24 protein-coding genes and 1 pseudogene are annotated in these 24305 nt (G+C 70.7%); 12 read left to right on the forward strand and 13 right to left on the reverse strand.

Annotated features, from left to right (window positions below; translation table 11 throughout):
• Window position 1: 1 nt before the first annotated feature.
• Window positions 2-1450 (reverse strand): NAD(P)/FAD-dependent oxidoreductase, encoded by a 1449-nt coding sequence (locus tag IPJ78_07630; GenBank protein ID MBK7906419.1) that lies wholly within the window; start codon window positions 1448-1450, stop codon window positions 2-4.
• A 117-nt stretch (window positions 1451-1567) separates the two neighbouring features.
• Here IPJ78_07630 and IPJ78_07635 point away from each other — a divergent pair, with 117 nt between their 5' ends.
• The 7 genes and pseudogenes from IPJ78_07635 to IPJ78_07665 all read left to right on the forward strand — a co-directional run bounded on the left by IPJ78_07635 (window position 1568) and on the right by IPJ78_07665 (window position 7363).
• On the forward strand, window positions 1568-2197 hold the full coding sequence (locus IPJ78_07635; protein MBK7906420.1) for a hypothetical protein: 630 nt from the start codon (window positions 1568-1570) through the stop codon (window positions 2195-2197).
• Window positions 2187-2615, forward strand: coding sequence for a transcriptional regulator (locus IPJ78_07640; protein ID MBK7906421.1), 429 nt, complete (start codon window positions 2187-2189; stop codon window positions 2613-2615). Before IPJ78_07635 ends, IPJ78_07640 begins: the two co-directional genes overlap by 11 nt.
• 113 nt (window positions 2616-2728) lie before the next feature.
• Window positions 2729-3377, forward strand: a pseudogene (gene uppS, locus IPJ78_07645) (di-trans,poly-cis-decaprenylcistransferase).
• 44 nt (window positions 3378-3421) lie between these two features.
• A complete protein-coding gene (locus IPJ78_07650) occupies window positions 3422-4879 on the forward strand; it encodes a DUF4173 domain-containing protein (protein MBK7906422.1) in 1458 nt (485 codons plus the stop codon).
• 32 nt (window positions 4880-4911) lie between these two features.
• Window positions 4912-5523: an ATP-binding protein gene (locus IPJ78_07655; protein ID MBK7906423.1), complete on the forward strand. Its 612-nt coding sequence runs from the start codon at window positions 4912-4914 to the stop codon at window positions 5521-5523.
• 102 nt (window positions 5524-5625) lie between these two features.
• Entirely contained in the window at window positions 5626-6102 is a 477-nt protein-coding gene (locus IPJ78_07660; GenBank protein ID MBK7906424.1) for a damage-inducible protein DinB, read from the forward strand.
• Window positions 6103-6106: 4 nt separating this feature from the next.
• Window positions 6107-7363, forward strand: coding sequence for an aminotransferase class V-fold PLP-dependent enzyme (locus IPJ78_07665; protein ID MBK7906425.1), 1257 nt, complete (start codon window positions 6107-6109; stop codon window positions 7361-7363).
• A 12-nt stretch (window positions 7364-7375) separates the two neighbouring features.
• Here the strand turns inward: IPJ78_07665 and IPJ78_07670 are convergent, their stop codons facing one another.
• The 6 genes from IPJ78_07670 to IPJ78_07695 all read right to left on the reverse strand — a co-directional run bounded on the left by IPJ78_07670 (window position 7376) and on the right by IPJ78_07695 (window position 13610).
• A complete protein-coding gene (locus tag IPJ78_07670; GenBank protein ID MBK7906426.1) occupies window positions 7376-8899 on the reverse strand; it encodes an Ig-like domain-containing protein in 1524 nt (507 codons plus the stop codon).
• An 11-nt stretch (window positions 8900-8910) separates the two neighbouring features.
• Complete coding sequence (locus IPJ78_07675) at window positions 8911-9285, reverse strand: hypothetical protein (protein ID MBK7906427.1); 375 nt, start codon at window positions 9283-9285, stop codon at window positions 8911-8913.
• A 10-nt stretch (window positions 9286-9295) separates the two neighbouring features.
• Window positions 9296-10732: a hypothetical protein gene (locus IPJ78_07680; GenBank protein MBK7906428.1), complete on the reverse strand. Its 1437-nt coding sequence runs from the start codon at window positions 10730-10732 to the stop codon at window positions 9296-9298.
• A 110-nt stretch (window positions 10733-10842) separates the two neighbouring features.
• Window positions 10843-11307 carry a GNAT family N-acetyltransferase gene (locus IPJ78_07685; GenBank protein MBK7906429.1) on the reverse strand — a complete coding sequence of 155 codons (465 nt, stop codon included), beginning with the start codon at window positions 11305-11307 and terminating at the stop codon, window positions 10843-10845.
• A 7-nt stretch (window positions 11308-11314) separates the two neighbouring features.
• On the reverse strand, window positions 11315-13117 hold the full coding sequence (locus IPJ78_07690; protein MBK7906430.1) for an acyl-CoA dehydrogenase: 1803 nt from the start codon (window positions 13115-13117) through the stop codon (window positions 11315-11317).
• A 31-nt stretch (window positions 13118-13148) separates the two neighbouring features.
• On the reverse strand, window positions 13149-13610 hold the full coding sequence (locus IPJ78_07695) for a GtrA family protein (GenBank protein ID MBK7906431.1): 462 nt from the start codon (window positions 13608-13610) through the stop codon (window positions 13149-13151).
• Window positions 13611-13770: 160 nt separating this feature from the next.
• Between IPJ78_07695 and IPJ78_07700 the strand changes: the two genes are divergently transcribed.
• Window positions 13771-14694, forward strand: coding sequence for an alpha/beta hydrolase (locus IPJ78_07700; GenBank protein MBK7906432.1), 924 nt, complete (start codon window positions 13771-13773; stop codon window positions 14692-14694).
• A 3-nt stretch (window positions 14695-14697) separates the two neighbouring features.
• On the opposite strand, the gene IPJ78_07705 is transcribed toward IPJ78_07700, so the two are convergent.
• Both IPJ78_07705 and IPJ78_07710 read right to left on the reverse strand, forming a co-directional pair.
• Window positions 14698-16365: a S8 family serine peptidase gene (locus IPJ78_07705; GenBank protein ID MBK7906433.1), complete on the reverse strand. Its 1668-nt coding sequence runs from the start codon at window positions 16363-16365 to the stop codon at window positions 14698-14700.
• A 106-nt stretch (window positions 16366-16471) separates the two neighbouring features.
• Window positions 16472-17290, reverse strand: a complete 819-nt coding sequence (locus tag IPJ78_07710) for a fasciclin domain-containing protein (protein MBK7906434.1) — start codon at window positions 17288-17290, stop codon at window positions 16472-16474.
• A 36-nt stretch (window positions 17291-17326) separates the two neighbouring features.
• Between IPJ78_07710 and IPJ78_07715 the strand changes: the two genes are divergently transcribed.
• Complete coding sequence (locus IPJ78_07715; protein MBK7906435.1) at window positions 17327-17971, forward strand: sigma-70 family RNA polymerase sigma factor; 645 nt, start codon at window positions 17327-17329, stop codon at window positions 17969-17971.
• Window positions 17968-18666 (forward strand): anti-sigma factor, encoded by a 699-nt coding sequence (locus tag IPJ78_07720; GenBank protein ID MBK7906436.1) that lies wholly within the window; start codon window positions 17968-17970, stop codon window positions 18664-18666. Before IPJ78_07715 ends, IPJ78_07720 begins: the two co-directional genes overlap by 4 nt.
• 27 nt (window positions 18667-18693) lie before the next feature.
• Here IPJ78_07720 and IPJ78_07725 read toward each other — a convergent pair whose 3' ends face one another.
• Together IPJ78_07725 and IPJ78_07730 are read right to left on the reverse strand one after the other, a co-directional pair.
• A complete protein-coding gene (locus IPJ78_07725; GenBank protein MBK7906437.1) occupies window positions 18694-19995 on the reverse strand; it encodes an aminotransferase class V-fold PLP-dependent enzyme in 1302 nt (433 codons plus the stop codon).
• Window positions 19995-20375, reverse strand: a complete 381-nt coding sequence (locus tag IPJ78_07730) for a reactive intermediate/imine deaminase (protein MBK7906438.1) — start codon at window positions 20373-20375, stop codon at window positions 19995-19997. The genes IPJ78_07725 and IPJ78_07730 overlap by 1 nt, the downstream gene beginning before the upstream one ends.
• A gap of 117 nt (window positions 20376-20492) precedes the next feature.
• Here IPJ78_07730 and IPJ78_07735 point away from each other — a divergent pair, with 117 nt between their 5' ends.
• Window positions 20493-21092 (forward strand): GNAT family N-acetyltransferase, encoded by a 600-nt coding sequence (locus IPJ78_07735; GenBank protein MBK7906439.1) that lies wholly within the window; start codon window positions 20493-20495, stop codon window positions 21090-21092.
• A 25-nt stretch (window positions 21093-21117) separates the two neighbouring features.
• Here IPJ78_07735 and IPJ78_07740 read toward each other — a convergent pair whose 3' ends face one another.
• Window positions 21118-21612: a DUF429 domain-containing protein gene (locus IPJ78_07740; GenBank protein MBK7906440.1), complete on the reverse strand. Its 495-nt coding sequence runs from the start codon at window positions 21610-21612 to the stop codon at window positions 21118-21120.
• A 300-nt stretch (window positions 21613-21912) separates the two neighbouring features.
• On the opposite strand from IPJ78_07740, the gene IPJ78_07745 reads away from it, so the two are divergent.
• Window positions 21913-22830, forward strand: a complete 918-nt coding sequence (locus IPJ78_07745; GenBank protein MBK7906441.1) for a DUF808 domain-containing protein — start codon at window positions 21913-21915, stop codon at window positions 22828-22830.
• Between the two features lies 1 nt (window position 22831).
• Here IPJ78_07745 and IPJ78_07750 read toward each other — a convergent pair whose 3' ends face one another.
• Entirely contained in the window at window positions 22832-24286 is a 1455-nt protein-coding gene (locus tag IPJ78_07750) for a M48 family metalloprotease (protein MBK7906442.1), read from the reverse strand.
• Window positions 24287-24305 lie beyond the last annotated feature (19 nt).

Consider the following 24305-nt stretch of genomic DNA (forward strand, 5'->3'; position numbering starts at 1 on the left):
GTCACTCCGGGATGAGGCTCCACCCAGGACGCAGGCGAGCCTTGTAGAGGAAGAGATGGTGCAGGACGATCTTGATCCAGTGTCCCGCAAGCCCGATCTCGCCGAACGTGTTGTCGAGGTCGCGGCCGTACTCGGGGTAGGTCTCGAAGTCGGGGATGATGGGGAAGACCGTCATCGAGGCCGCAGTGCCGGTGAACGGGTTGGCGCCCGCCGATGCGACGCAGGCCGCGCCCATCTCGGCCATCGACGCGGTCTTGGTCGGCCCGTCGGCGCCGCGGATCATGTCCACCACGCTGCGCGCGACGGCCTTGCCGATCATCGCCGAGGGCATGCCGGTGCGCGGCGGGGCGGGCGCGACCGCAGCGCCGCTCGGCGTCGTGTAGGGCTTGGAGATCGCATGCGGCGGCGCGAAGGCGATGCCGGCGGCGAAGATGTTCCGGTAGGCTGGCGACTGGTACGTGCGCGGCCAGTCGGCCGCCTTCCACTGCTCGTAGGGTTTGGCGGTGTAGTCGGCGTCCACTTTCATGAATTCGTTCGGCTGGAAAAGCTTCGCGGTGATGTCGTTGCCGTCCTTGTCGCGCGCGGCGAGGCCCACACCGGAGAAGGGGGGAAGGAGCATCGCGAAGTCAAAGGGGAGCTCGCCGAGCGTGCCGTCGACGGTCTCGTAGTGGACGCGGTCGGGATCGACCTGCCGCGCGTGAGCGCGCGTCACCCAGTCGATGCCGCGCTCGGCGAAGAGCGATGCATTGAAGGCGCTCGAGGGCTGGACGTAGCCGCCGGTGCGGAAGTGCATGCCGCCCATGCCGAAGTCGCCGAGCTCGTACTCATTGGTGAGCCAGGTGATGTCGGCCTTGTCGCGCACGCCCCGCGCGCGGAGTTCGAACTCGAGATTGACGATGTACTCGAAGGCGGCGCCCTCGCAGGTGCAGGTGCCGTGTCCGACGCCGACGACGAACCGTTGACGTTCGCCGCGCTTCATGCGCTGCACCGACTCGTCGAAGGCGCGAGCCGCGTGGACGGCGTGGTCCTCGGTGCAGACGGAGTGAGAGTTGGCGGCCGGGCCGAGGCCGGGCGTCCGATCGAAGCGGAGGCGCGGTCCGGTGGCGTTGATGAGGTAGTCGTACGGCACGCGCACGGAGGATCCGCCCGGTGCGGCGGGCTCGACCATCACGTACGGGGTCGCGTCGGTGCGGTCGCCCTCGGGATGGATGACACGCGCGGCGCCATGGACGAACTCGATGCCGGCGCGTTGGTAGACGGGTCGGAGGGGGAAGGTGACCTGCTCGGGGCGCATCAGGCCGACGCCGACCCAGATGTTGGACGGGATCCAGTTGTAGTGGTCCTTGGGGGAGACCACGGTGACGGAGTCGTTGAGCCCGAGCCATTTGCGGGCGAAGGCGGCGGCAGTATGTCCTGCGACTCCAGCTCCGAGCACGACCACGCGAGCCATAGGGCATCCGGGAAGGGGTACCCTAGCATATTGCTATACAGTAAAATGGTCAAGCAGGAAGCTGGTTTGCAAAGCAAAGTACTTGACAGATGAGTGACCGCGCCCAATACTGCCTCCATGGCCGCGCCACTCCGCGAACCGCCCGCCCTGCACGACAAGGCGATCCAGGACCTCTCGTTCATCCGTCGCACGATGGAAGGCGCGTCGTCGTTCACCGATGTCCCGGGCTGGGGACTCGTGGCGATCGGCCTCACCGCGCTCGGTGCGGCGGCCCTCGCCTCCGCGCAGCCCTCGCGCGAGCGCTGGTTCTGGCTCTGGTTCGGCGAGGCGGTGCTCGCCGCCGCCATCGGCATGGGGACGATGTGGCGGAAGATGCGGCGGCGCGGAGGCAGCCGGCTCGGCGCGCCCCTCAGCGTCCCTGCTCGCAAGTTCCTCCTCGGGCTGTTGCCGGCGATCATCGCGGGCGCCGTGCTCAGCTTCGCGCTCCTCACGCCGACACCCGATGTCCCGGCGTCGGCGACCCCGCCGTACCTGCCGGGACTCTGGCTGCTGCTCTACGGGGTGGGGATCGTCACGGCGGGCGCCTTCTCGGTGCGGGCGGTGCCGTTGATGGGACTCCTCTTCATGGCGCTCGGTTCGGTGGCGCTCTACGCGCCGTCCATCCCGGGCGACCTCCTGCTCGCGCTGGGATTCGGCGTGGCGCAGATCGGCTTCGGGATCTGGATCGCACGGAGGCATGGTGGCTAAGCGGGCATCAGCGGCGGTGAAGGTCGTGAAGGGCGCGAAGATCGCGAAGACCGCGAAGACCGCCGGCGCCGCGGCATCGGCGCGTCCCGAGTTGAAGGCGGTGGATGGCGAGGCGAGCGGTCCACTCGCGCTCGATCGCGTGATCCACGAACGCGTGCGACTGGCGATCGTCAGCGCGCTCGCCGTGCACGAGCTGCTGACGTTCAACGAGCTCAAGGCACTCCTCGAGACGAGCGACGGCAACCTTTCGGTCCACGCCCGCAAGCTCGAAGAGGCGGGATACGTCGTGTGCAAGAAGGGGTACGAGGGGCGCGTGCCGCGCACCGAGTACCGGCTCACGCCGACGGGGCGGCGCGCCCTCGAGGCGTATCTGGGACACATGGAGGCACTCATCCGTCGGGTCGGCGGCGACGGCTGACGGGCGGAGCAGGGCGGGCTCGACATCCACTGGCGCCTCGGGGCGCCCTTTTTCGGGGTCTTGGCTTTATGACGCAAAGCACTCTTCCTGTTCCGCAGCACGTCGCCCTCATCATGGACGGCAATGGTCGATGGGCCGAACGCCGCGGACGGCCGCGCTGGATGGGCCATGTCGCCGGGGCGCGCGTCGTGAAGGACGTCGTCGCCCATTGCGCGCGTCGGGGTGGAGCAGCTCACGATCTATGCCTTCTCGGCCGACAACTGGAACCGGCCGGTCGCCGAGGTCGGCGCGCTGCTCGAGCTCTTCGAGTCGCACTTCAAGACCCAGGCCGAGACGCTCGCCGCGAACGGGATCCGCCTCTCGGTGATCGGGCGGCGCACGAAGTTGCCTCTCGCGCTGCGTCGAGCGATCACGCAGGCGGAGGCCCGGACCGCCTCAGGACGACGCCTGCACCTGCGCGTCGCGCTCGACTACTCGAGTCGCGCGGCGATGCAGGACGCGCTCCCGACGCGGACCGCACTGCGTGGAACGGTGCGCGGAGCCGCGCAAGGAACGATCCTCCCGCCCGTCGATCTCCTGGTACGCACCGGTGGTGAGCGACGGCTCTCCGACTTCCTGCTCTGGGAGTGCGCATACGCGGAGCTCCTCTTCCTCGAGACCCTCTGGCCCGATGTGACCGCTGCGGTGCTCGATGCGGCCTTCGCGGACTTCGCGTCGCGAGACCGGCGATTCGGCGGCATGTCGCAGCGGGCGAGCGCATGAGCGCCGGCGCGGAGCCTCTCCTCGCGGATCGCGGAGCGCGCGCCGTGCGCACACTCGTCGTGGCGGCGCTCATCGGGATCGCCGGTGATTATCTGCTGCGCGGTGGCATGTGGCGCGCGGGCTTCGCCCTCTGGATCGCGCTGGTGGTCGTCGCGGCACTCGTCCTCGATGGACGGGATCGCGAGCGTCGGCTGATGCTACTCGGACTCTTCGCGGCCGCGCTCGGCCTCGCGGTGCGGGATGCCGACTACCTCTGGCCGATCGACTTCCTCTCCACGGTCTGCATGGGCGCGCTGATCGTCTGGCACGGGACCGGGCGTCGTCTCGCGGACTTCACGCTCGTGCAGGCGGCCCGCGCGCCGTTGCTCTCGCTCATCACGATGCTCGGGGGGGCGTCGGCCGTCCTCCGCGACGGCGTCGCGGCCGGCGGCGGGACCGTCGAGACGGGGCGTCGCGCGCGCGCCGTCGGGATCGGCGCGATCCTGGCGGTTCCCCCGATCTTCCTCGTGGCGGTGCTCCTCGGGCAATCGGATGCCGCGTTCGGTGGATTCATCGATGGACTCGGCACGTTCCTCGAGCGCGGGGCGGTGCGGCACGCGGTCGTGGCCGCGATCCTCGCGTGGGCGGCCGCTGGCTGGATGCGCGCCGCGGCCGGCGACGGCTCGCTCGTGCGCGTGATCGACCCCCCGTCGCCCGCGGTGCCCTTCCTCACGGTCAGCATCGGGCTCTACGGGCTCATCGGTCTGCTCGCCCTCTATCTCGGCACGCAGGCGCGCGTCCTCTTCGGTGGTGCGTCGTACCTGCTCGCGACCGCCGGGCTGACGCGCGCGGAGTACGCGCGGAACGGCTTCTTCGAGATGATCGCGGCGACGGGGATCGTGCTCGCCACGCTGGCGGTCGCGGACTGGCTGCTGGGGTCGGAGGAGGCGCCCGCGCGGCGACGATTCCGCGCGGCGGGCACCGTGCTGGTCGCGCAGATCGTCGCCATCCTCGGGTCGGCGGTGGTGCGGATGTGGCTCTACGTGTCGGAGTTCGGGCTCACGATCGATCGCGCCTTCGCGTTCTCCGCGATGTGCTGGGTGCTCGCGACGCTGATGGCATTCGCGCTCACGACGCTGCGCGGGCGGAGCGCGCGGTTCGCGCCCGCCGTCCTCGGGGTGACGGTGGCCTGGGTGGCGGCGCTCAACCTCGCGAACCTCGAAGGGTTGGTCGTCCGGGTGAACGTGTCGCGCGCAGCGGCCGGGGCGGCGTTCGACTGGTCGTACCACTCGCAGCTCTCCGCCGATGCATTGTCGACGGTGCGCGCCCAGGCCCCGCGGTTGGGCGCGGCGGATTGCGCGCGGCTCGAGGCGGCATTGCTCGAGGTCTGGGCGTACCGAGGCTATCTCGGTGCGTCGACGACATGGGGCGACTGGCGCGCGAACGACCTGCCGCGTGCGTCCGCGCTCTCCTGGGCGGCTGCGGATGGGCGACTGGGGTGCGCGCGCGCCGCGGTACGTTGACCCCCTGCTCGGGTCAGGGCTAACCTTCCCGCGTGACCGGCATCCGAGAATTCCTCCCCCTCGACGCCCTCGGGCGCCGGCGCCTGAAGGTCGCGTTCGTCGGGACGCATGGGGTGGGCAAGACGACCCTCTGCTTCGATCTCGCGAGCCAGCTCAAGCGGCTCGACCTGGGGGTGGACATCGTGAAGGAGGTCGCGCGCCGCTGTCCGCTCCCGATCAACGAGGAGACGACGCTCGACGCGCAAGAGTGGATCCTGCACACGCAGGTGGCCGAGGAGATCGCGGCGCAGGCGATGTACGAGGTGGTGATCTGCGATCGCTCGGTGCTCGACAACTACGCCTATCTGGTCTCGCGCGTCGGGCGACGGCCGTCGCTCGACGCGCTGGTGGGTGACTGGATCAAGGGCTACGACGCGCTCTTCAAGGTCCCGGTGACCGACGCGCCCTCGTTCGACGGGAAGCGCGCGGTGAGTCGCGTCTTCCAGTTGGAGATCGATGCCACGCTGGAGCGCCTGATCTCGGCCTTTTCGGTGGACGTCGTCCGCCTCGACCCGGCCGACCGGGGCGGATGGATGCCGCAGGTCGTCGGGGCGCTGCGGCTACCGGACCGGGCGCCGCAGGTGGAGCTGTTCGGGGAGCGGTGAAGGAATCGGCGCTGGCGGGATCGAGTCCGATAGTTGTATAATCAGGTCCCGAATGAAAACCGAAGCAGGGGCTTCGAGTCACCTCAGCAGGAGAGCGTCCGCATGTCGACCGCCGTACCGCAGGTCCTGACCGCCGCGCAGTTGCTGAAGCACTACCAGGAGCATCGTCGCCTCACGCGCCGCGTGATCGAGGCCTTCCCGGCCGACCAGATCAACAGCTTCACGATCGGCGGGATGCGCACCTTCGGTGCGCTCGTGCAGGAGTTGCTGGGCATGCCCATCCCGACGCTCGTCGGGATGACGACGGGGAAGTGGGAGACGAACTGGGCCACGGCGCCCGACGACAAGGCGACGCTGCTCGCCAAGTGGGATGCGCAGACGCCGGAGATCGACCGGCTCTGGGCGCAGGTCCGTCCCGAGGCCTGGCAGGAGGTGATGAACGCGTTCGGCTATTTCGAGGGGCCGGCGATCAATATCATGTTCTACGTGATCGACAACGAGATCCACCACCGCGGGCAGGGCTACGTGTACCTGCGTGCGCTCGGGATCGAGCCGCCCGCCTTCCACGTCCGGGACTGACCACATGCGGAAGCGCGAGTTCCTCCGCACGCTCGGGGGCGGTGCCCTCGGCCTCATGATCGGCCCCGACCTCGTGCGGCGGCTGGAACGCGCGACCCCGGCCGCGCTCGCCGCGGATGAGCCGTTCTGGGCGGCCATCCGCGCGAGCTACCGGCTGCCGACGGAGTACATCAACCTCGAGAGCGGATACTTCTCGATGCAGGCGCAGCCGGTGCTCGATGCGTTCGTCGGCCATGTGCGGATGCTGAACGCCGAAGCGGCCCATTACATGCGCACGGTGATGACGGCGAACAAGGCGCGGGTGCAGGCGCGCGTCGCCACCATGGCGGGGTGCGGCCCCGACGAGCTGATCATCACGCGCAACACGACGGAGTCGCTCGACACGGTGATCGCCGGATTCGACTGGAAGCCGGGCGACGAGGCGGTGATGGCGTCGCACGACTACGGCGCGATGCTCGACCAGTTCAAGCAGATGGCGCGACGTCATGGGGTGGTGAACCGCGTGGTCCACGTGCCGCTGCATCCGCGGAGCGACGACGAGGTGGTGCAGGCGTACGCGGCGGCGATCACCCCGCGGACGCGCCTGCTCATGATCTGCCACGTGGTGAACCTCACGGGGCAGGTGCTTCCTGTGCGGAAGGTGGCCGACATGGCGCACGCGCGCGGCGTGCAGGTGATGGTCGATGGCGCGCATGCGTTCGCGCAGCTCGACTTCCGCATCCCGGACCTCGGCGTGGACTACTACGGCGCGTCGATGCACAAATGGCTCGGTGTGCCGCTCGGCGCGGGGTTGCTCTACGTGCGGAAGGACCGCATCGCCGGGATCTGGCCGCTGTTCGGCGACGCCGGATTCGCCGACGACGACATCCGCAAGCTCAACCACACCGGGACGCATCCCTGCCACACCGACCTGGCGATCGAGGACGCGATCGCGTTCCACGAGCGGATCGGCACGCCGAAGAAGGAGGCGCGGCTGCGCTGGCTCCAGGAGTACTGGACGACGCGCGTGCGCGCGATCCCGAAGGTGGTGCTGAACACGCCGACCGACCCGGCGCGCACCTGCGCGATCGCGAACGTCGCGATCACCGGGATGCCACCAGGCGTGTTCGCCAAGCGGCTGATGGACGAGCATCGCATCTTCACGGTCGCGATCGACCGTCCGGAGGCGGGGATCGCGGGGGTGCGGATCACGCCGCACCTGTTCACGAGCACGAGCGAACTGGATGCGCTCGTGGCGGCGATCCGGGCGTTGGCGGCCTGAGGGCCGCCAACGCTACCGGATGAACCAGACGGAGCCGCCCTGGCTGGCCACGAGGGCCGTGAGTCCGTCGGGCGAGAAGGCGATGCGCCGCGGGCTCGCGATGGCGTGGGTCCGGATCTGCACGTGCGAGAGTGCATCGTGCACCGAGACCAAGCCGCCGCCGGAGTCCGAGATGTAGACCTCGTTGCCGTCGTTCGTGATGGCGACATCGAACGCCCCCATCGGGCCGAACGAGGCGCCGGACGTCAGGTTCGCGGCGTCCAGCTCCCGCGTACCGCCGCCTTCCGAAGCGACGAAGATCCGGGTCCCGTCCGGTGAGACCGCGATGCCCTGCAATATGCCCGGCAGCGTGACGCTGCGCAGGAGCGAGAAGGTGGCGAGCGACACCTCGTAGAACGTGCCGGAATAGTTCGTCGCGTAGAGCACGCCGCGCACCGGATTGATGGCGAGGCCGTTGATGGGCCCGGCGAGCTGCAGCGAGGTGATGGCGTCGTTGGTCGTGTTGTACCGCTTGATGCTGCCCGCGGTGGAACTCGCGAAGACGTAGTCGCCCGCCGGCGACGCCTTCACCCGAAGGAGCTCCTCGCCCGCCGAGACGGTGCGGAGCAGGGTGTGCGTCGACGTGTTGATGATGCTCACCGCGAGGATGTCGATGTTCGCGGTGTAGGCGAGTTGCTGCCCGGGCACGAAGGCGACGTCGGTGGTGCGGCCCGCATTGGTGGGGATGGTGCCCAACGCCACGTCGCCCGGCAGCTGGAGTCGCGAGACCGACGTCGAGAGACCGCGCGTGACGTAGATGAGGCCGTCGTTGCGCACCGCGACGCCGTACGGATCGTTGCCGAGCACGGTCGATGTCACGTTGAGGCCGGTCGGGCGGTCACCGACCGAGACGGGGATGTCACGGAGTACGGCCCCGACGCTCACCCGGATGGTGGTCGCACCCGGCGAGATCGCGGTCACGAGCCCGGTGTTGCTGACGGTCGCGATGGCCGGATCGAGCGAGGTGAAGGTCGCGGTGGGGCCGCCCGCCGTGGGGTTCCCGTACGCGTCGACCGTCGAGGCGATGATCGTCCGGGTGCCGGCCACGCGGAGCGCGATTGACGCCGGCTCGACGCCGATCGTCGCGGTCGGGCCAGGGACGGCCGTACCCGTGAACGTTACCCGAGCATCGGTGGTGGCGCTGACGATCGCGGCGGACAACTGCTGGGCGCCGGCGCGCGTGCCGTAGCGCCAGGAGATCGGATTCGCGATGCCGTTGGCGTCGGTGAAAACGTCGGAGGTGCCGACCGCGCCAGCGCCCCGCGTGACGAGGAACACGACGCGGACGTTCGCGACCGGCGCCCCGGTGCCGTCGACGACGCGCGCGGTCGGGACCGTGGCGGCGAATGTGTTGACGTCCTGAGTGAGGGCGGTCCCCCCCGTGACGATCTCGATGTTGAGTGCGACGGGATCGGGCACCGCCACACTGGAGGTGCACGAGAGCGTGGAGAGGAGGCCGAGCAGCGGGCCGAGCGTGACGGGCTTCAGGCGGATCATAGGGATGGTCCTCACGGGAGCGGCAGGACGACGACGCTGCGTTCGGCGGTGTGCGCGCCGAGGCGCGCGGTCACCGTGACGGTCGTCGGCTGTGACGGACGGAAGAGGACCGCGAAGCGGCCGAGTCCGTTGGACGCGAGCAGCGTCGGGACGGAGGAAGCCCACGACACGCTGCCGGCGTCAGTCGCCGGCGTCGTGACGAGCTGGAAGAGGACGGCACCGTCGACGCTGGTGAGCGTGTCGAGACCGCCGGCGATCGAGAGCACGATCTCCGCGTCCGGGTCGTTCGGATTCGCGTGGGCGAAAGGGCCGTCGACACAGGCGCCCGCGGCGGTCAGCAGAAGGGCGGCCGTCAGGAGACGTTGCCGCGCGATACGAGGGATCACGGGTCGCTCCTCAGAAGAAGGTGACGGCGAGCCCGACGCGGTCCGAGCCCGCGTACGGGGCGACGCTCACGCGGCGCGCCGTGGAGTAGTCGCGCACGCGCTTGAGTCGCGCGGCGAGCCGCTGTTCGCTGAAGGCGGCCTCGAGGATCGAGGCTCCCCAGATCGTGGCGCCGGCGATGACGAGGTTGCGTCCGGTGAGCCGCTTCGACTCGGCCTCGTCATAGAGTTCCCCCGCGCGGACCGCGGCGATGACGGGACTCGGATCCTCGACGGCGAGATACTGCGCGTACAGCGCCTTCGCCTCGTCGTTGCTGGACTGGGAGGCGGCAAGGGTCCCTGCGACCGTCGAGAGCACGGCGACGGCGTAGAGCTTGCGGCGCGTGCCCTGCAATTGGCCGAAGCCCGGCAGCAGCGTCGCACGCCCGACCACGAGCGGGAGATTGGCGGTGCACCGGTCGCGCGGGCGCGAAACACGGTCGACGATGCCGCGCGACGTCGCGTCCATCGTCGCGGCGAGCGTGAGACAAGGCTCCTCCTGCACGGCGTGCCCGAGGACCACGCGCGCGGCGTTCAGGTCGCCGGCGAGCGCGAACGCGTCGCCCACGCGCACCTGCGCGTCGAGCCGATCGGCGGCCGAGGCCTCCGCGCGCGCGAGCGTCGCGAGCGGGGCGGTCACGGTGCCCGCGAGCTCGGCGGAGCGCCGCTCGGCGCGTGCGCGCAGGAGTTGCTCCCAGACGGGACGGAGTTGCGACCAGGGGATCGCGACCCGGTGCGGCAGGCTGGAGTCGGGCGAGACGATCTCGAGTTCGAGGTCGCTGACGCGGCCGAGTGAGTCCGGCGCGACGTCATCGATGGGCAACGACAGGCGAAGCAGGGCGGCGGGGACCGTGATGAGGCCGCGGAGCGTCACGCGGGTCGCCGCCACGCGTTCGATGAGCGCCGACGTGATGCGCGTCTCGCCCCGGAAGATGTTCACCTCGGTGATGGTCGCGTCGTATGGGTAGGCCGTGTCGGCCGTGACGCGGAACCCTCGCGCGTATGCGATGGCGGTCGAGGCCGCGGAAGCGCCGCAGTCGATCGCTTGACGGGGCGTGCGGCTGACGAGCAGCGTCAACGAGCCCGGGTCGGTCACTGGCTCGGCGCCCCAGTCCCACGGTTGCGAGCGCACGACGGCGAGGCTGTCACTTGCCGGGATGGAGAGCTGGGTCCGACAGGCGCGGAACCACTCCGCGCCTCGACGCGGGTCACTCAGCCCGGCCGCGCTCGCGTGCGTGAGCAGCGCGACGTCGTACTGCCCGCTGCTGATGAGCACGGGCGTCGGCGATGGAACGGTCGCACGCTGCGCAGCGGCGGGGAGCGTGAGGGATGAGGCGATCGCGACGGCCGCGAGGAGCTGGCCGACGGGAAGGCGGTTCCCTCGTGCGCGGGACAAGACGTGCAGGCGCATCGAGTCGTGAGGACGAAGTGTGCGGTGCGACGCGCCTTCAGGTGCACGGCGTGTCAGTCCAGCGATACACTAGGGTCGCACACGGAGCGCGGGGGCGCAAGGCGAGCGGCCTACGCTCGTCGCTCCATGTACACGTCCGCGTCCTCGTGCGGGGCCGCCGCAGGCATCGGCGCATGGACGAATCCGAGCGACTCGTACAGTCGGACGGCGGGCCGGAGCAGGGAACTGCTGTACAGGTAGACCATCGGGGCTTCACGCGACGCGGCCCAGTCGAGCACGCGTTCGGCCAGAGCGCGTCCGATGCCGCGTCCCCGCGCGCGTTCCGTCACGGCGAGCTTCGCGAGCTCCACCGCGCCGTCCGCACGGGGCACGGCAGCGCAGGTGCCGATGACCCGGTCGTCCTCACTCCCGTCGAGCGCGAGCAGGATCTGCCCGCCGCGCGCGATGACGCGTGCGGCGGGGTCGGCGTAGTACGCCTCATCCTCCGGCTTGGAGACGAACCATCGTTCGATCCACTCGCGACTCAGGCGCTCGACATCGCGCGCGTATCGCGCATCCCAGCCGACGATGCGCACCACTCGCTCAGAACCAGCCGTCCTGCATGTCGAGCGCCGCCGCGTCGTTGCGCAGCAGGAGCGCCACGTCGGGTCCCGTGCGTGGCAGCTCGAAGCCGAAGTAGAATCGCGCCGCCTGCCGCTTCCCCTCATAGAAGTCGACGTCGCTACCGGTGGCGCCGGCCGCGAGCGCGCGCGTCGAGATCGTCGCCTGACGCAGCCATAGCATCGCGAAGACGACCCGCGACGTGACCTCGAGGTAGGCCGTCGCGTTGGCGAGCCCGCGTTCCGGGTCGGCGGCCATCGCGCCCACCAGATGCTGCGTCACCTTCGCGAGGTCGGCGGCCGCCGCCCGCAGGTCGTCGGCCATGGGCGCGAGTGCCGCGTCGGCCGCGGTCGCCTCGGTGCAGGAGCGCTCGATCTCGCCGAGGAGCGCGATGAAGCACGCCCCCCTCTGCTGCGTGACCTTGCGCCCGAGGAGATCGAGCGCCTGGATGCCGTTCGTCCCTTCGTGGATCTGGTTGAGGCGATTGTCGCGGTACAGCTGCTCCACGTCGTACTCGCGCGCGTAGCCGTAACCGCCGAGGACCTGAACGGCGGCGGAGATGCCGTCCTGGCAGTAGATGCTCGGCCACGTCTTGGCGATGGGCGTGAGGACCTCGAGGAGCGCCGTCGCGCGCGCGCGGGCCGCTTCGTCGGCGCCGGTCTCCTGTTCGTCGACGAGTCGCGAGCAGGTGAGGATGAGCGCGAGCGAGCCCTCGGCGGCGCACTTCGCCGTGAGCAGCATGCGTCGCACGTCGGCGTGCTCCATGATCGCGACCGGCGGGCGCTTCGGATCCTTCTCGCCGGGCACGCGGCCCTGCTTGCGGGTGCGCGCGTAGTCGACCGCGTAGCGGAAGGCGGCGTAGCCCATCGCGGTCGCGGCACGCCCGACGCCGATCCGCGCCTCGTTCATCATGTGGAACATGTAGGCGAGGCCATGGTGGGGCTCGCCGATGAGATGCCCGACGCAGGTCCCGCGCTCGCCGAAGTTGAGCAGCGTGCTCGTGGTGCCGCGCCATCCCATCTTGTGGATGAGTCCGGCGAGGGTGACGTGGTTGGTCCCGTCGAGCGTGCCGTCGGCCTTCACGCGGACCTTCGGGACGATGAACAGCGAGATGCCCTTCGTGCCCTCGGGCGCACCCTTGATGCGCGCGAGGACGAGGTGGACGATGTTCTCGGTGAGTTCGTGGTCGCCCCCGGAGATCCAGATCTTCGTGCCCTCGATGGCGTAGGTGCCGTCGGGCAGCGGCGTAGCGCTCGTGCGCAGGTCGGACAGCGAGGAGCCCGCGTCGGGCTCGGTGAGGGCCATCGTGCCCGACCACTTGCCGGCGAGCATGTCGGGGAGCCAGAAGTCCTTCTGGGCTTCGCTGCCGAACGCGGCCAGCAGGTTGGCCGCCCCGGCGGTGAGCATCGGATAGCTCGCCGAGCCGATGTTGGCGGCCTCGAGGTGGCCGATCGCCGCGGACGCGATGACGTGCGGCAGCTGCATCCCGCCGCGAGCCTCATCATGCGTGCTCGCGATGATCCCCGATTCCGCCACCGCATCCCAGCCTTGCTTGAGCCCCGGATTCGTGACGACGCGGCCATCGACGAGTTCGGGTTCCTGCTGATCGTTCGCCTTGCGGAAGGGCGCGTAGTGCTCGTCCGCCACGGCGCGCGCGGTGTCGAGCACGGCGTCGTAGAGCTCGCGGCCCTGGCCGGCGAATCGCGGGCGGGAGGCGAGGCGGTCGGCGTCGAGGAGCTCGTAGAGGAGGAACGCGAGGTCGCGGCGGTCGATCCGGAGGGTCATGTCGAGGTGGTCCGTGGAGGTGCGGCGACGGTCAGTTCGCGAGTGGTGCGGAGGGGCCGTCCCGGTGCGGCGACTCGCCGTCGTGCAGTCCGAGCATCCGCCGCAGGAAGACGAAGTTGAAGATGCTCGCGAGCGCCGATGTGAGGAACCAGGCGGGGGTCCGGCGGAATCCGGCCTGGTCCACGAGCAGCGACATGCCGAGTGCTCCGAGCGCGATCGAACTCGCGTAGAGCAGATAGGCGCGACCGAGGGTCGCGCGCCAGCGTCCGCGCGCCGTGTCGCCGAAGGTCACGCGACAGTGGAGGGCGTGGACCCAGAGCACGCCGATCGCCGACGAGACGATCCACGTGCTGGCTGCGCGATGGCTCGCCACGGGATTGAGCAACCAGAGCAATTCGTACTGCACGGCGCCGAGCGCCACGCCGAGCGGGCCGACGGCGACGAATCGAGTGAACTGGCGAGCCGGATGCGGGGTGGAGGGCGCGGTGGGCACGGGCGCTGGACCGGGCGTTGGCGAGGCGGGCCGTTGCAACGGCAATGCCGAAATGTAGCGCGCGTCGCCGAACACCAGCGGAGCCGTGACCCAGGCGTGACGCCACCGGCGGTGGGCCGTGGCATGCGCGTCCTAGCATGCGGGAACCTCACCGACCCCCATGTCCCGACCGCACCTCCGTCCGTTGCTGGCGAACGCACTGTTGGTCGCGTGGGCATTCGTCGGGTTCGTTCCCGACGCGTCCGCCACCGCGCCGATCCGTCGCGAGGTCGACTCAGGGGCTCCCGGCGAGCACCCGGCGATCGTCACGCGGGGCGAGGGCCCCGGGATCGTCATCCTGAGCGGCCTGCTCGGCGGCGTCGCGCGGATGAGGCCCTTAGCGGACTCGCTCGTCGCGCGCGGATTCCGCGTCATGACGATCGATCCGTATCGCCTCTCGGCCGAGTCCGCAGACGTCTCGTTCCACGGGATGGCGCAGGAGGTCGCCCGCGCGATGGAGCGCGTCAAGCTCGGGTCGGCGGTGGTCGTCGCGCACGCGCATGCGTCGGGCATCGCGCTCCGGCTGGCGGCCAACGCGCCCGATCGCGTGCACGAACTGGTGCTCCTCGAGGGCGGACTGTTGCCGACGACCCGCAGCGCGGGGGTCACGCGCGGATTGCGCACGGCTCAGGTGATGGCGCGCTTTCCTGGCGGGCATGCCGTCCTCCGGACCGCCCTCGCGATGGGGATCCGTGCGAACAGCGGGAATCGGCTCTGGCTCGACGACGCGACCGCGCGCGAGTACGCCGACCAGCTGCTCGCGGACCTCCCCGCGGTGGCGCGGATGGTCTCGCGACTCGCGGAGGCGCGCGAACCGGAAACGACCACCTCGCTGCTCCGACGACTGCAGGCCCCCACGCTCATCCTCGTCGGGGCCGCCCCGCACGACTTCACGCCAGGCGAATCGGAGCTCGCGGGCCTCGCGGCGCTCGACGCGGTGCGCATCGAGCGGGTCCCCGGCGTCGGACATTTCGTGCACGAGGAAGCCCTGCCGGTCGTGCTCCGCGCGATCGAGCGCGCGGAGTCGCGTCGACGGGTCCTCTAGCCGTCAGGGCACCGGTCGTGTCATCTCGATGGCCCGCTTGACCGCCGCATACGCATCGATCACACCGCCGGTCCGCGACAACGTGCCGAACTTCGCCGTCGTGTCCCCGCCGGGCACGGTCACCTCGAGATCACGGAGTGGACGAACCGTCTCGAGGATGATGCCCTTCACCTGCTCGGGCGTGAGGGTCGGGAAGTAGGAGAGGAGGAGCGCCGCAACGCCGCTCACGACAGGAGCGGCCATGGAGGTGCCGCTGTTCTCTCCCACGCCGCCACCCGGCACGGTGGAGTTGATGTCGACGCCGGGCGCGAAGAGGTCGACCGTGCGTGCGCCGTAGTTGGAGAACTCGGCGGGGAGCGCCGGTCCCGGCTGCCAGGAGGACGCGCCGATCTCGAGCCACAGCGGGGCGTCATCCCCGCCAGCGAGTCGGCGCGAGGGGAAGCTCGGCACCTCGTCGGTGTTCGCGCCATCGTTGCCCGCGGCGTGGACCATGAGCACCCCCTTGGCGGCCGCGTAGCGCACGGCCGAGTCGACCGCCGGCTTCCCGGGCGAGTAGCCCTTGCCGAAGCTCATGTTGATGATCTGCGCGCCGTTGTCCGCCGCGTAGCGGATCGCGCGCGCGACCTCGTCGTCGCGCTCGTCACCATCGGGGACGGCGCGGATCGCCATGATGCTCACGTTCGGGGCGATGCCGCGTACGTCCTGCTGTGCGGTGGCGACGGCGCCGATGATGCCGGCGACATGCGTGCCGTGGCCCGCGTCCGGCCCGGTGACGTCGGCGGAGCCGGCGCGGTCGTGCGGAACGCCGCGCGGATCGAAGAGCGTGTCGAGCTGCCAGGTGGAGGCCTTGAGCTGCTCGCCGGCTTCGGCGATGGCCGACGAGTCGATTCCGGCCGTGGCGAGCCGGAGATACATCGTCTTCGCGTTGGAGTCCGCGCGGGTGGCCGGCGTGAAGGCGCGGACGCGCGTGACGGAGAGCGTGTCGGTGCCCATCGCGCGGCGCAGCGAGGCATTCGTCGTAGTGAGCATCCCCCGGATCATCGCGATCTGGTTCCCCATCTGCGCCCCTTCGGCGGCCTTCTCGCGGAAGGTCTTGGCGACCTCGCCGCAGATCGACTCGTCGGGCTTCGTGAGGCCGCGACCCGCGGGGAGACCGCGGCACGCGGCGTAGACGCGCGTGAGTTCCATCGTGTCATATCGGCCGGTGTCCCCGGGCAGCTTGGGGATCATGCTCCAGCCGTGGACGTCATCGACGAAGCCGTTGCGGTCGTCGTCGACGCCGTTGCCGGCGACCTCGCGCGGATTGGTCCACAGGACCGGCTTCAGCTGGGCATGCGCGGTGTCGACGCCGCCGTCGATGACGGCGACGACCACGCGGCGCTGAGGGCGTCGCGTCGCGAGCAGCTCGCTGAGGGCGCGGTCGACGCCCGTGCCGTAGACGCCACCACGCTCGATGTCGAGCCGTTGCCAGGCGAGCGGCGCCTCCGCGGGACCGTCGGGCGCGTCAGGCTCGCTCGGCGCGGACGCCTTCGGCGCGGCGTTCCCGCTGCTGTTGGCGTTGCCATTGCCGGCGGCACTGGGTTCGGGGCGCGACGTGACCGTCGGCGCGGCGGGGGCGCAGGCGACGAGCAGGGACGCGAGCGCGAGGAGGGTCGGGCGGAAGGTGAGCATCGCAATGGACCTTGAGGTGAGGCGCGGCGACCCATGCCGCCGCGCCGGACCCCTCAAGTTCACCAGAGGCGGACCGCCGCGCCACGGGCACGGCGGTCCGTCCGCGTCAACGATCGTTCACGCTCATCATGCGTCGGCCGTCGATGAGTCGCGCGGCGTCGTCGAGCGCCTCGCGGAGCACCCAAGCCCGGTCATCCTCCTCGCGGGTACGGTCGGCCTCGCGCAGTCCCTGCTCGAGACGGGCGCGCGCGGCCATCGGGACGCCGCTCGGCAGTGCGAGCACCCCGCGTGCCGCGACTTCGTAGACAGCGATGGTCGCCGCCGGCTGTCCGTTGTTGTAGAGCGGCGCGCCGCGCGTGATCGCGAGGGTGATGAGGCCCCGCGCGGACTGGCTCGACGTGCCGGACGGCGTCGCACCGGAGTTCGAGGCGCCGTGTCCCGACGCAGGGGCATCGGTCGGCATCAGGACCGCATCGATCACGTGGATGACGCCATTCGACGCGCCGACATCGGCCTTCACGACGGTCGAGTTGTTGATCCGGAGCGCGTTGCCGCTCGCCGCGATGCGGAGCGCACGGCCTTCGACGGTCGTGGCGCGCGTCAGTTCGCGCGCCGCCGTGGCCGGCACGCGGCCGGGCACGACATGATAGAGGAGGATCGCGCGCAGCTGATCACGGTTCTCCGGCTTCAACAGGTTCTCGACCGTGCCGGCCGGGAGCTTGCGGAACGCTTCGTCCGTGGGGGCGAAGACGGTGAAGGGTCCGTCGCCCCGCAGGGTGGCCGTGAGGCCGGCGGCCTCGACGGCGGCGAGCAGGGTAGCGAACTGCCCGGCGTCTCGGGCGGTGCGGATGACATCGGCGTGTTGCGCCCGGAGCGGCGCGACGGCGGTGGCGAGGAGCAGGGCGGTGGTGACGGCGAAACGCATCGGAACCCTCGAGGGTGTGTGGGACGTTGACCAGCCATGACCCCACTCCATTCGCTGGCCCAGGTCCCGGCGGATGCAGTGCATCCAATCGCGCCCGTGCAACGAACTCCCAAGGTGATCGTGCTCAATCGTCCCGAGCCGACGGACCTCCTGCGGCGTGTCGCATCCGGTGATGCGGGCGCCGTGGCGGAATGCGTCGCGACCTTCGGCCCGCTCGTGATGGTGCTCGCACGACGGTGGTCGACCGACGCCGCCGACGCGGAGGATGCGGCGCAGGACGTGTTCTTCGACCTCTGGAAGCACGCGCCCCGGTACGATGCCGCGAAGGCGAGCGAGCGCGGCTTCGTGGCGATGCTCGCGCGCCGACGGTTGATCGACCGCATGCGGAAGCGGAGCCGCGAGGTCCCGCTGGAGTCCATCCCGGACGGTTTCGACCTGCCGGATGAGGCCTCGGACGCAGCGGAGCGCGCCGCCGGCGCGATGGATGCCCGTGCGGCGCTCGAGCAGCTGACGCCGCTCCAGCGGCGCTTCATCGAGCGGCACCTGTTGGACGGCAAGACGCACGACGAGATCGCCCGCGAGTCGCAGGTGCCGCTCGGCACGGTGAAGTCGCACATCCGCCGCGGACTCCTGAAGGCACGCGCGCTGCTCACCGGGCGCACCGTGGAGGAGGACGCATGACCGCGCAGCACCGGCAGGACCCGAACCCCGAGATGGACCCGACGATGGAACAGGTGGCAGGCGAGCTCACGGCGGCGATGGCGCGCGCGGACGAGGCGGAGCTCCCGCCGGCGCTCGCGCGGCGGCTCATCGCGTTGGGCGAGCAGGAGATCGCACGGCATCGGCTCATGCCGCGGGCGCTGCGACCGGCGCCTTCGCTCCTGTCGCGCGCTGGATGGCTGCTCGCGGCGGCAGCGGTGGTCGGCTGGGTGGTGGTGCCGTCCCCGTTCGCGCGTCGAGACGGGGGGCCGGCCGGCGGGACTCCGGGTGAGTCGGTGGCCGCCGTGCTGGGCGACTCCGCGGCGCTACACGTGCCGTGGGTCGCGTCGACCGATCCGGCCGCGACCGCCGCGACGGGCGAGGTGATCTGGGACGCCGCGCATCAGCGGGGCGTGCTCCGGATCCGCGGCCTGGTGCCCAACGATCCGCGGCTCGCACAATACCAGCTCTGGATCATCGACGCCGAGCGGGACGCCCGCTATCCGGTGGACGGTGGCGTGTTCGATGTCGACTCGAACGGCGAGGTGCTCATCCCCGTGACGGCGCGACTCGCGGTGGGCCGCCCGACGCTGTTCGCGATCACGCTCGAGAAGCCGGGCGGCGTGGTGGTCAGTACGCGCGAGCGGCTCGTGCTGGCGGCGCCGGTCTCGGGTTGACCCGAGGCGGCGCGCACCGGTGACTCGTCACGCGAGCTCGGTGCGGAGCGCGGCCAGCAGCCGATCGACGTCGGCGTCGGTATTGAAAAGATGGGTCGAGATGCGGTGCCCGTTGAGGAAGTTCGCGGGCACGACCTTCACGTAGACGCCGTGCCGCGCGTGCAGGCGACGCTGCCACTCGCCGGCCGGCCGCGACGCGGGGAGCTCGTACGTGACGAGGGGCGAGGCGTGCGCCCCGGGCGGGGCACTGACGACACGCAGGCCGCGCCGCTGCTGGCGCTCCAGGGCCTCGACACCCTCATGCACCCGCCGCGCGAGCCGCAGCGCCTCGCGCTCGATCCGCTCCCGGCCGATGGCGAGCGTGTAGTCGATCGCCGCGGCGAGTCCGAGCACGCTCGGCAAGCTCCGGACGCCATTGGAGGCGCTGTAGGCGGCGCGTCCTGCCTGCAACTGCACCGGGAGCACGCGATCGCCGAGCGCGGAGGACAGATAGAGGAAGCCGGTCCCCTTGGGGCCGAGCATCCACTTGTGGCCCGGCGCGACGTACGCATCGCACCCGAGCGCCTTCACGTCGACGACGATGCCGCCCGCCGCCTGCGCACCATCGACGACGCAGAGCGCGCCGTGCGCGTGGGCGAGCGCCGCGATCTCGGCCACCGGCATGCGGTAGCCTGTCGAGGTGAGCACGTGCGAGCACATCACGACCTTGGTGCGGCTGCCGATGCGTCGCGCGAAGGCGTCGACGATTGGGCGCGGGTCGTCGCTTCCGCGCGGGATCGGCACCTCCTCGAGCACGACGCCACGCGTGCGCTGGAGCCACTCCCACCCCGAGCGGCCACCCGGATGCTCCTGATCCGTCGTGAGCACGTGGTCGCCGCGCTCGAGTGAAAGCCCGGACGCCACGAGGTTCATGCCGTCGGTGGTGCAGCCGGTGAGGACGATCTCGTCGCGCGAGGCGCCCACGAACGCGCCGACCTTCGCGCGGACCTCCTCCATCGCGACCTCGTGCGCGCCGTACGCATAGTGCGTCGGATTGCGTTCGAGCTCGCGCCAGTGGGCCATCACCTGCTCCATCACCGGGACCGGCGTGGGTCCGAGCGAGCCCGTCTGGAGGTAGGTGAGGCCGGGCTCGAAGAGGAAATCTCCCGGTGCGCTGGCGAGCCCGCGCCGCACGGTGGCATCGCGAGACGCCGCGAGGCTGACCCGCGGCGCGAGCAACCCCGCCGTCGCCGCGCTGACGGAGAGGACGAACTCGCGTCGGGTCGCCGGTGCGGCGGGGACGGATCCGTCGATGGTCGGGGGCGACGCCGCCGGACCGCGGACCTCCATCAGGGCACGTACGCGATGCAGTCGATCTCGACGCGCAGCCCCTCGCCCGGGAGCGCGGCCGCCTGGATCGTCGTGCGCGCGGGCCGATGTTCGCCGAACATCCGCTGGTAGACGCCGTTCATCTCCTGGAACTCCGCCATGTCGAGCAGGAAGACACCGCAGCGGAGGACGTGCTGCAGGTCGGAGCCGCCGGCGCGCAGGATCGTCTCGACGTTCTTCAGGCACTGCTCGGTCTGCGACGCGGCGTCCGGTCCCGCGAGCTTGCCGGTGGCCGGGTCGGTCGCGCCCTGCCCGGAGACGAAGATGAGACGCTCGAATCCCATGCCCGGCGAGTAGGGGCCGACCGGCTTGGGAAGGTCCTTCGAATGGATGGGGCGCATCGCGGGGGGAGGTGGAGGGTGAAGGGGAGCGGGGGTCGCTGCCCTGAAGCTACGCCGCCGTCCTCGTGCCGCGAGTCGGGGCTGGCCTCACGCGCCTGCCGCGGGTACGCTATGGCGATGCTCATTCCCGACGGCTACCACGATCTCCCGCCCGGCGCGCTCGCCGTGCAGGTCACCTATCTCGAGATGCGCGCGCGTGCTCCGCAGCGCGCCGAACGGGCGGACGCGCCGTGGACGCTCCGGCGCGTCGAACGGCCCGCGAACGCGTGGTATCGCGATCTCTACCGGTTGGTGGGAAGCGACTGGCTCTGGTCCTCGCGGCTGGAGCTCACCGACGAGGCACTGGCGGCGGTGATCACGCATCCGGATGTGGAGGTGCACGCGCTCGAGCACGAGGGGCGGGACGAGGGGATCCTCGAACTCGACTTTCGCGAGAGCGGCGCGTGCGAGATCGGCTTCTTCGGGCTCGCGACACGGCTCGTGGGCACGGGCGCGGGACGATGGTTGATGAACCGCGCCATCGCGCGCGCCTGGTCTCGCGACATCACGCGGCTCTGGCTGCACACCTGCTCCATGGATTCGCCGGACGCGCTCCCCTTCTACATCCGCTCGGGCTTCGTGCCGTATCGGCGTCGCGCGGAGGTTTTCCCCGATCCGCGGCTGACCGGCGTGCTCCCCCGCGACGCCGCGCCGCAGATCCCGCGCATCGATCCCTGAGCGACGGTGCGTCCCGTCGTTGGCCTCAGGCGTGGATGACCATCGGCAGGCCATAGCGGTCGCGCGGGGTCTGGCCCGCGGGGAAGTGCCGCGCCGTGCCCGCGGCGATGCGGGACGCGGTCCAGAGCGCCGCGAGCGCATCGAGGATGTCGTCCGACGCGACCTCCTTCACGCGATAGGCCTCGCGGATCGCATCGAAGGCACCGGGGAAGATGGGCGACAGCAGCGCGCGGCGTTCGGCCTGTCCCTCGGCGCGCTTCTTGGGATGTCGCAGGGGCACGCCACCGTTGAGCATCGCGAAGCAGGCCTCGGGGTGCACCTCATGCACGCGGGCCGACGCGCGCGAGTCGACCCGCAGGAGGGCATCGACCTCCGCGATGCGCCACGTGATGTGGAACGCCTGCGCACTCAGCCCGAGTCCGGACGCGTCCCGGTTGCGCGCGTTCGCGTCCTCGTGCGTCGTCGCGTCGAGCGCGGCCCGTACCGGTGACCAGAAGACGCTGCTCCGCCGCGATCCCAACGCGCGCTTGCATCCACCTCGGCGGCGCGGCGATCGCGATCGCTGATGCCGATGGGGATGTCGATCCCGAGGACCGCGTCGCGCGGCGTCCGTGCGAGGAGCGTCGCCGCGTCGGGACAGAGGACATGCGTGACGGGCGCCCCCGGGTGCGCGACCTGGACGAGGATCCAACCGCCCTTGCACCCATCCGCACCGGCGAGGGGAGAGGCCATGCGGAACCTTACGGGGTGCGTCGCGGCCTCGGCACCCCGCCGCTAACTTTGGGCTCGCCTCGCATCACCACCTCCTGCAGGGTCCATCATGGCCGGCTCCAGCCTCCTCGCGCTGATCGACGACATCACCTCGCTCCTCGACGACGTCGCGGTCCTGAGCAAGGTCGCGGTGAAGAAGACGAGCGGCGTGGTGGGCGATGACCTCGCGCTGAATGCCGAGCAGGTGACGGGATTCGCCGCCGAGCGGGAGTTGCCGGTCGTGTGGGCGGTGGCGAAAGGCTCGTTCGTGAACAAGCTCATCCTCGTGCCGACCGCCCTCGTCATCAGCGCCTTCGCGCCGTGGGCCGTGATGCCGTTGCTGATGGTCGGCGGCGTGTTCCTCTGCTACGAGGGCTTCGAGAAGGTCGCGCACAAGGTGCTGCACGGGCGGGAGGATGCCGCGCACGCGGCCGAGCTCGCCGCCGCGTTGCGCGACGTGAAGGTCGACCTCGTGGCGCTCGAGCGGGACCGGATCAAGGGCGCCATCCGCACGGATTTCATCCTCTCGGCCGAGATCGTCGTGATCGCGCTCGGGACGATGGCGACCCGCCCGATGCCGCAGCAGATCCTCGCGCTGAGCGTGATCGGCGTGGCGATCACCGTGCTGGTCTACGGGCTGGTCGCGGCCATCGTGAAGCTCGACGATCTCGGCGTCGCGCTGTACAACGGCCCGCGGGCGGGGAAGGCCTTCGGCGCGCTGATCCTGCGGCTCGCGCCGGTGCTCATGAAGACGCTCAGCGTGGTCGGCACCGCCGCGATGTTCATGGTCGGCGGGAGCATCATCGCGCACGGGATCCCGGCGATCGAGCACGTCGTGGAGGCCGCGGCGCACGGCGTCGGCGGCGGCCTCCTCGGCACCATCGTGTCCACGCTGCTCGACGCACTCGTCGGCGTGGTCGCGGGCGGGATCGTGGTGGGGGTGGTGTCGGTGCCGAAGCTCTTCCGGAGGGCGCCGGCTCCGAAGTAGGTCAGCGCGGGAGCGGCTGACCCACCACCCACTTGAGCAGCGTCCCGGCCGGCAGCGGCTCGCCGGTGCGGACCTGATTGAGCAGCGCGAGCGCATCCGCCGTGAGCGGCGAAGGGCGGCGCGTGAGCAGCTCGGCGATGCTGCTCCGTCGGTCGAGCGTGATGATGTCGATCCGCTGCGGCTGCACCGCGAGGGCGTTGCGGTCGGTGAGCACCGCGAAACTGCGCAGCGCGCGATCCACCACCGCCTGCTTTCCCGCCCAGGCCGCCGTCGGGCCGTACCCGAGGAGTTGGAAGACCATCCCGCCGTGCTCGACGAAGGCGACCGACCCGCGCAGCGTGTCCCCCTGGGCCACCGCCGCGAAGGGCGTGAGGATCGAGGCGACGCCGTTGGCCGAGAGGCGTTGCGCGGTCCCCGACTGGACGCCCTGCTGCGCGACGAACGCGCGCTGTGCCGAGTCGGCGGTCGGGGCGGGGGCGATGGTCAGCTGGATCGCGGCGTCGCGTTCGGCGCTCATCGCCTGGACCGACGACGCCTCGTTCTTGGTCGCCCAGCCGTCGGGGAAGGTGAGCGAGAAGCGCATGGTCGGCTGCAGGAACCGCGTGCCGACGAAGTATCCTTGCCGCGGGTCGGCATCCCAGACGACGTTGTCGAGCAGGCGCAGGTACGGCGCGCGGGACACGATCACGCCGGCGGTGTCCTGCGGCGCCTGCGCGTTCAGGCGTTCGATGCTCGCCTTGCGGTCCTCGGGATACGGGTGCGTGAGCTGCCACTCCGGGAGGCGGCCGCCCTCGCCGCCGCCGCTGACGGCGGCGAGCATCGCGAAGACATCGGGCATCTCGCGCACGTCGTGCTTCGAACGCCTGAGGTAACGCAGACCGAGGTTGTCGGCCTGGCTCTCGTCATCTCGCGAGTACTTGAGGAAGAGGACGCCCATCCCCTGGGTGATGGGCTCGGCGTACTTGGCGATGGTCTCGCTGGTGGCCGCCCCGACGGCGAGGCCGATCTGCGCGAGCTGCTCGCGACTCATCTGGCTCGCGCTGTGCCGGGCGGTCACGTGGCCGATCTCGTGGCCGATCACCGACGCGAGCTGCGCCTCGTTGTCGAGGTGCGCCATGATGCCGCGCGTGATGTAGATGAAGCCTCCCGGCACGGCGAAGGCGTTGACGGTGGGGTCGTCCAGGACGCGGAAGGTCCAGGGGAGCCGGGGCCGCTCGCTCAGCGCAGCGATGCGCGTACCGAGCGCCTGCACGTAGCGCTGGAGCGCGGTGTCGGGATAGAGGCCGATCGACGCGACGATCTGCGGATCGTACTCGCGTCCCATGGCGATCTCTTGCTCCTCGCTGATGAGCATGATCTCCCGGCGGCCGGTGGCCGGGTTGGTCGCGCACGACGCGACGAGGGAGATCGCCGCGAGGAACAGCGGCAGGGAGCTGAACGAGCGGGAACGGCGCATGCGAGACCTCTGGGATCGT

This window comes from Gemmatimonadota bacterium (assembly GCA_016714015.1).
Lineage (GTDB): Bacteria > Gemmatimonadota > Gemmatimonadetes > Gemmatimonadales > Gemmatimonadaceae > Pseudogemmatithrix.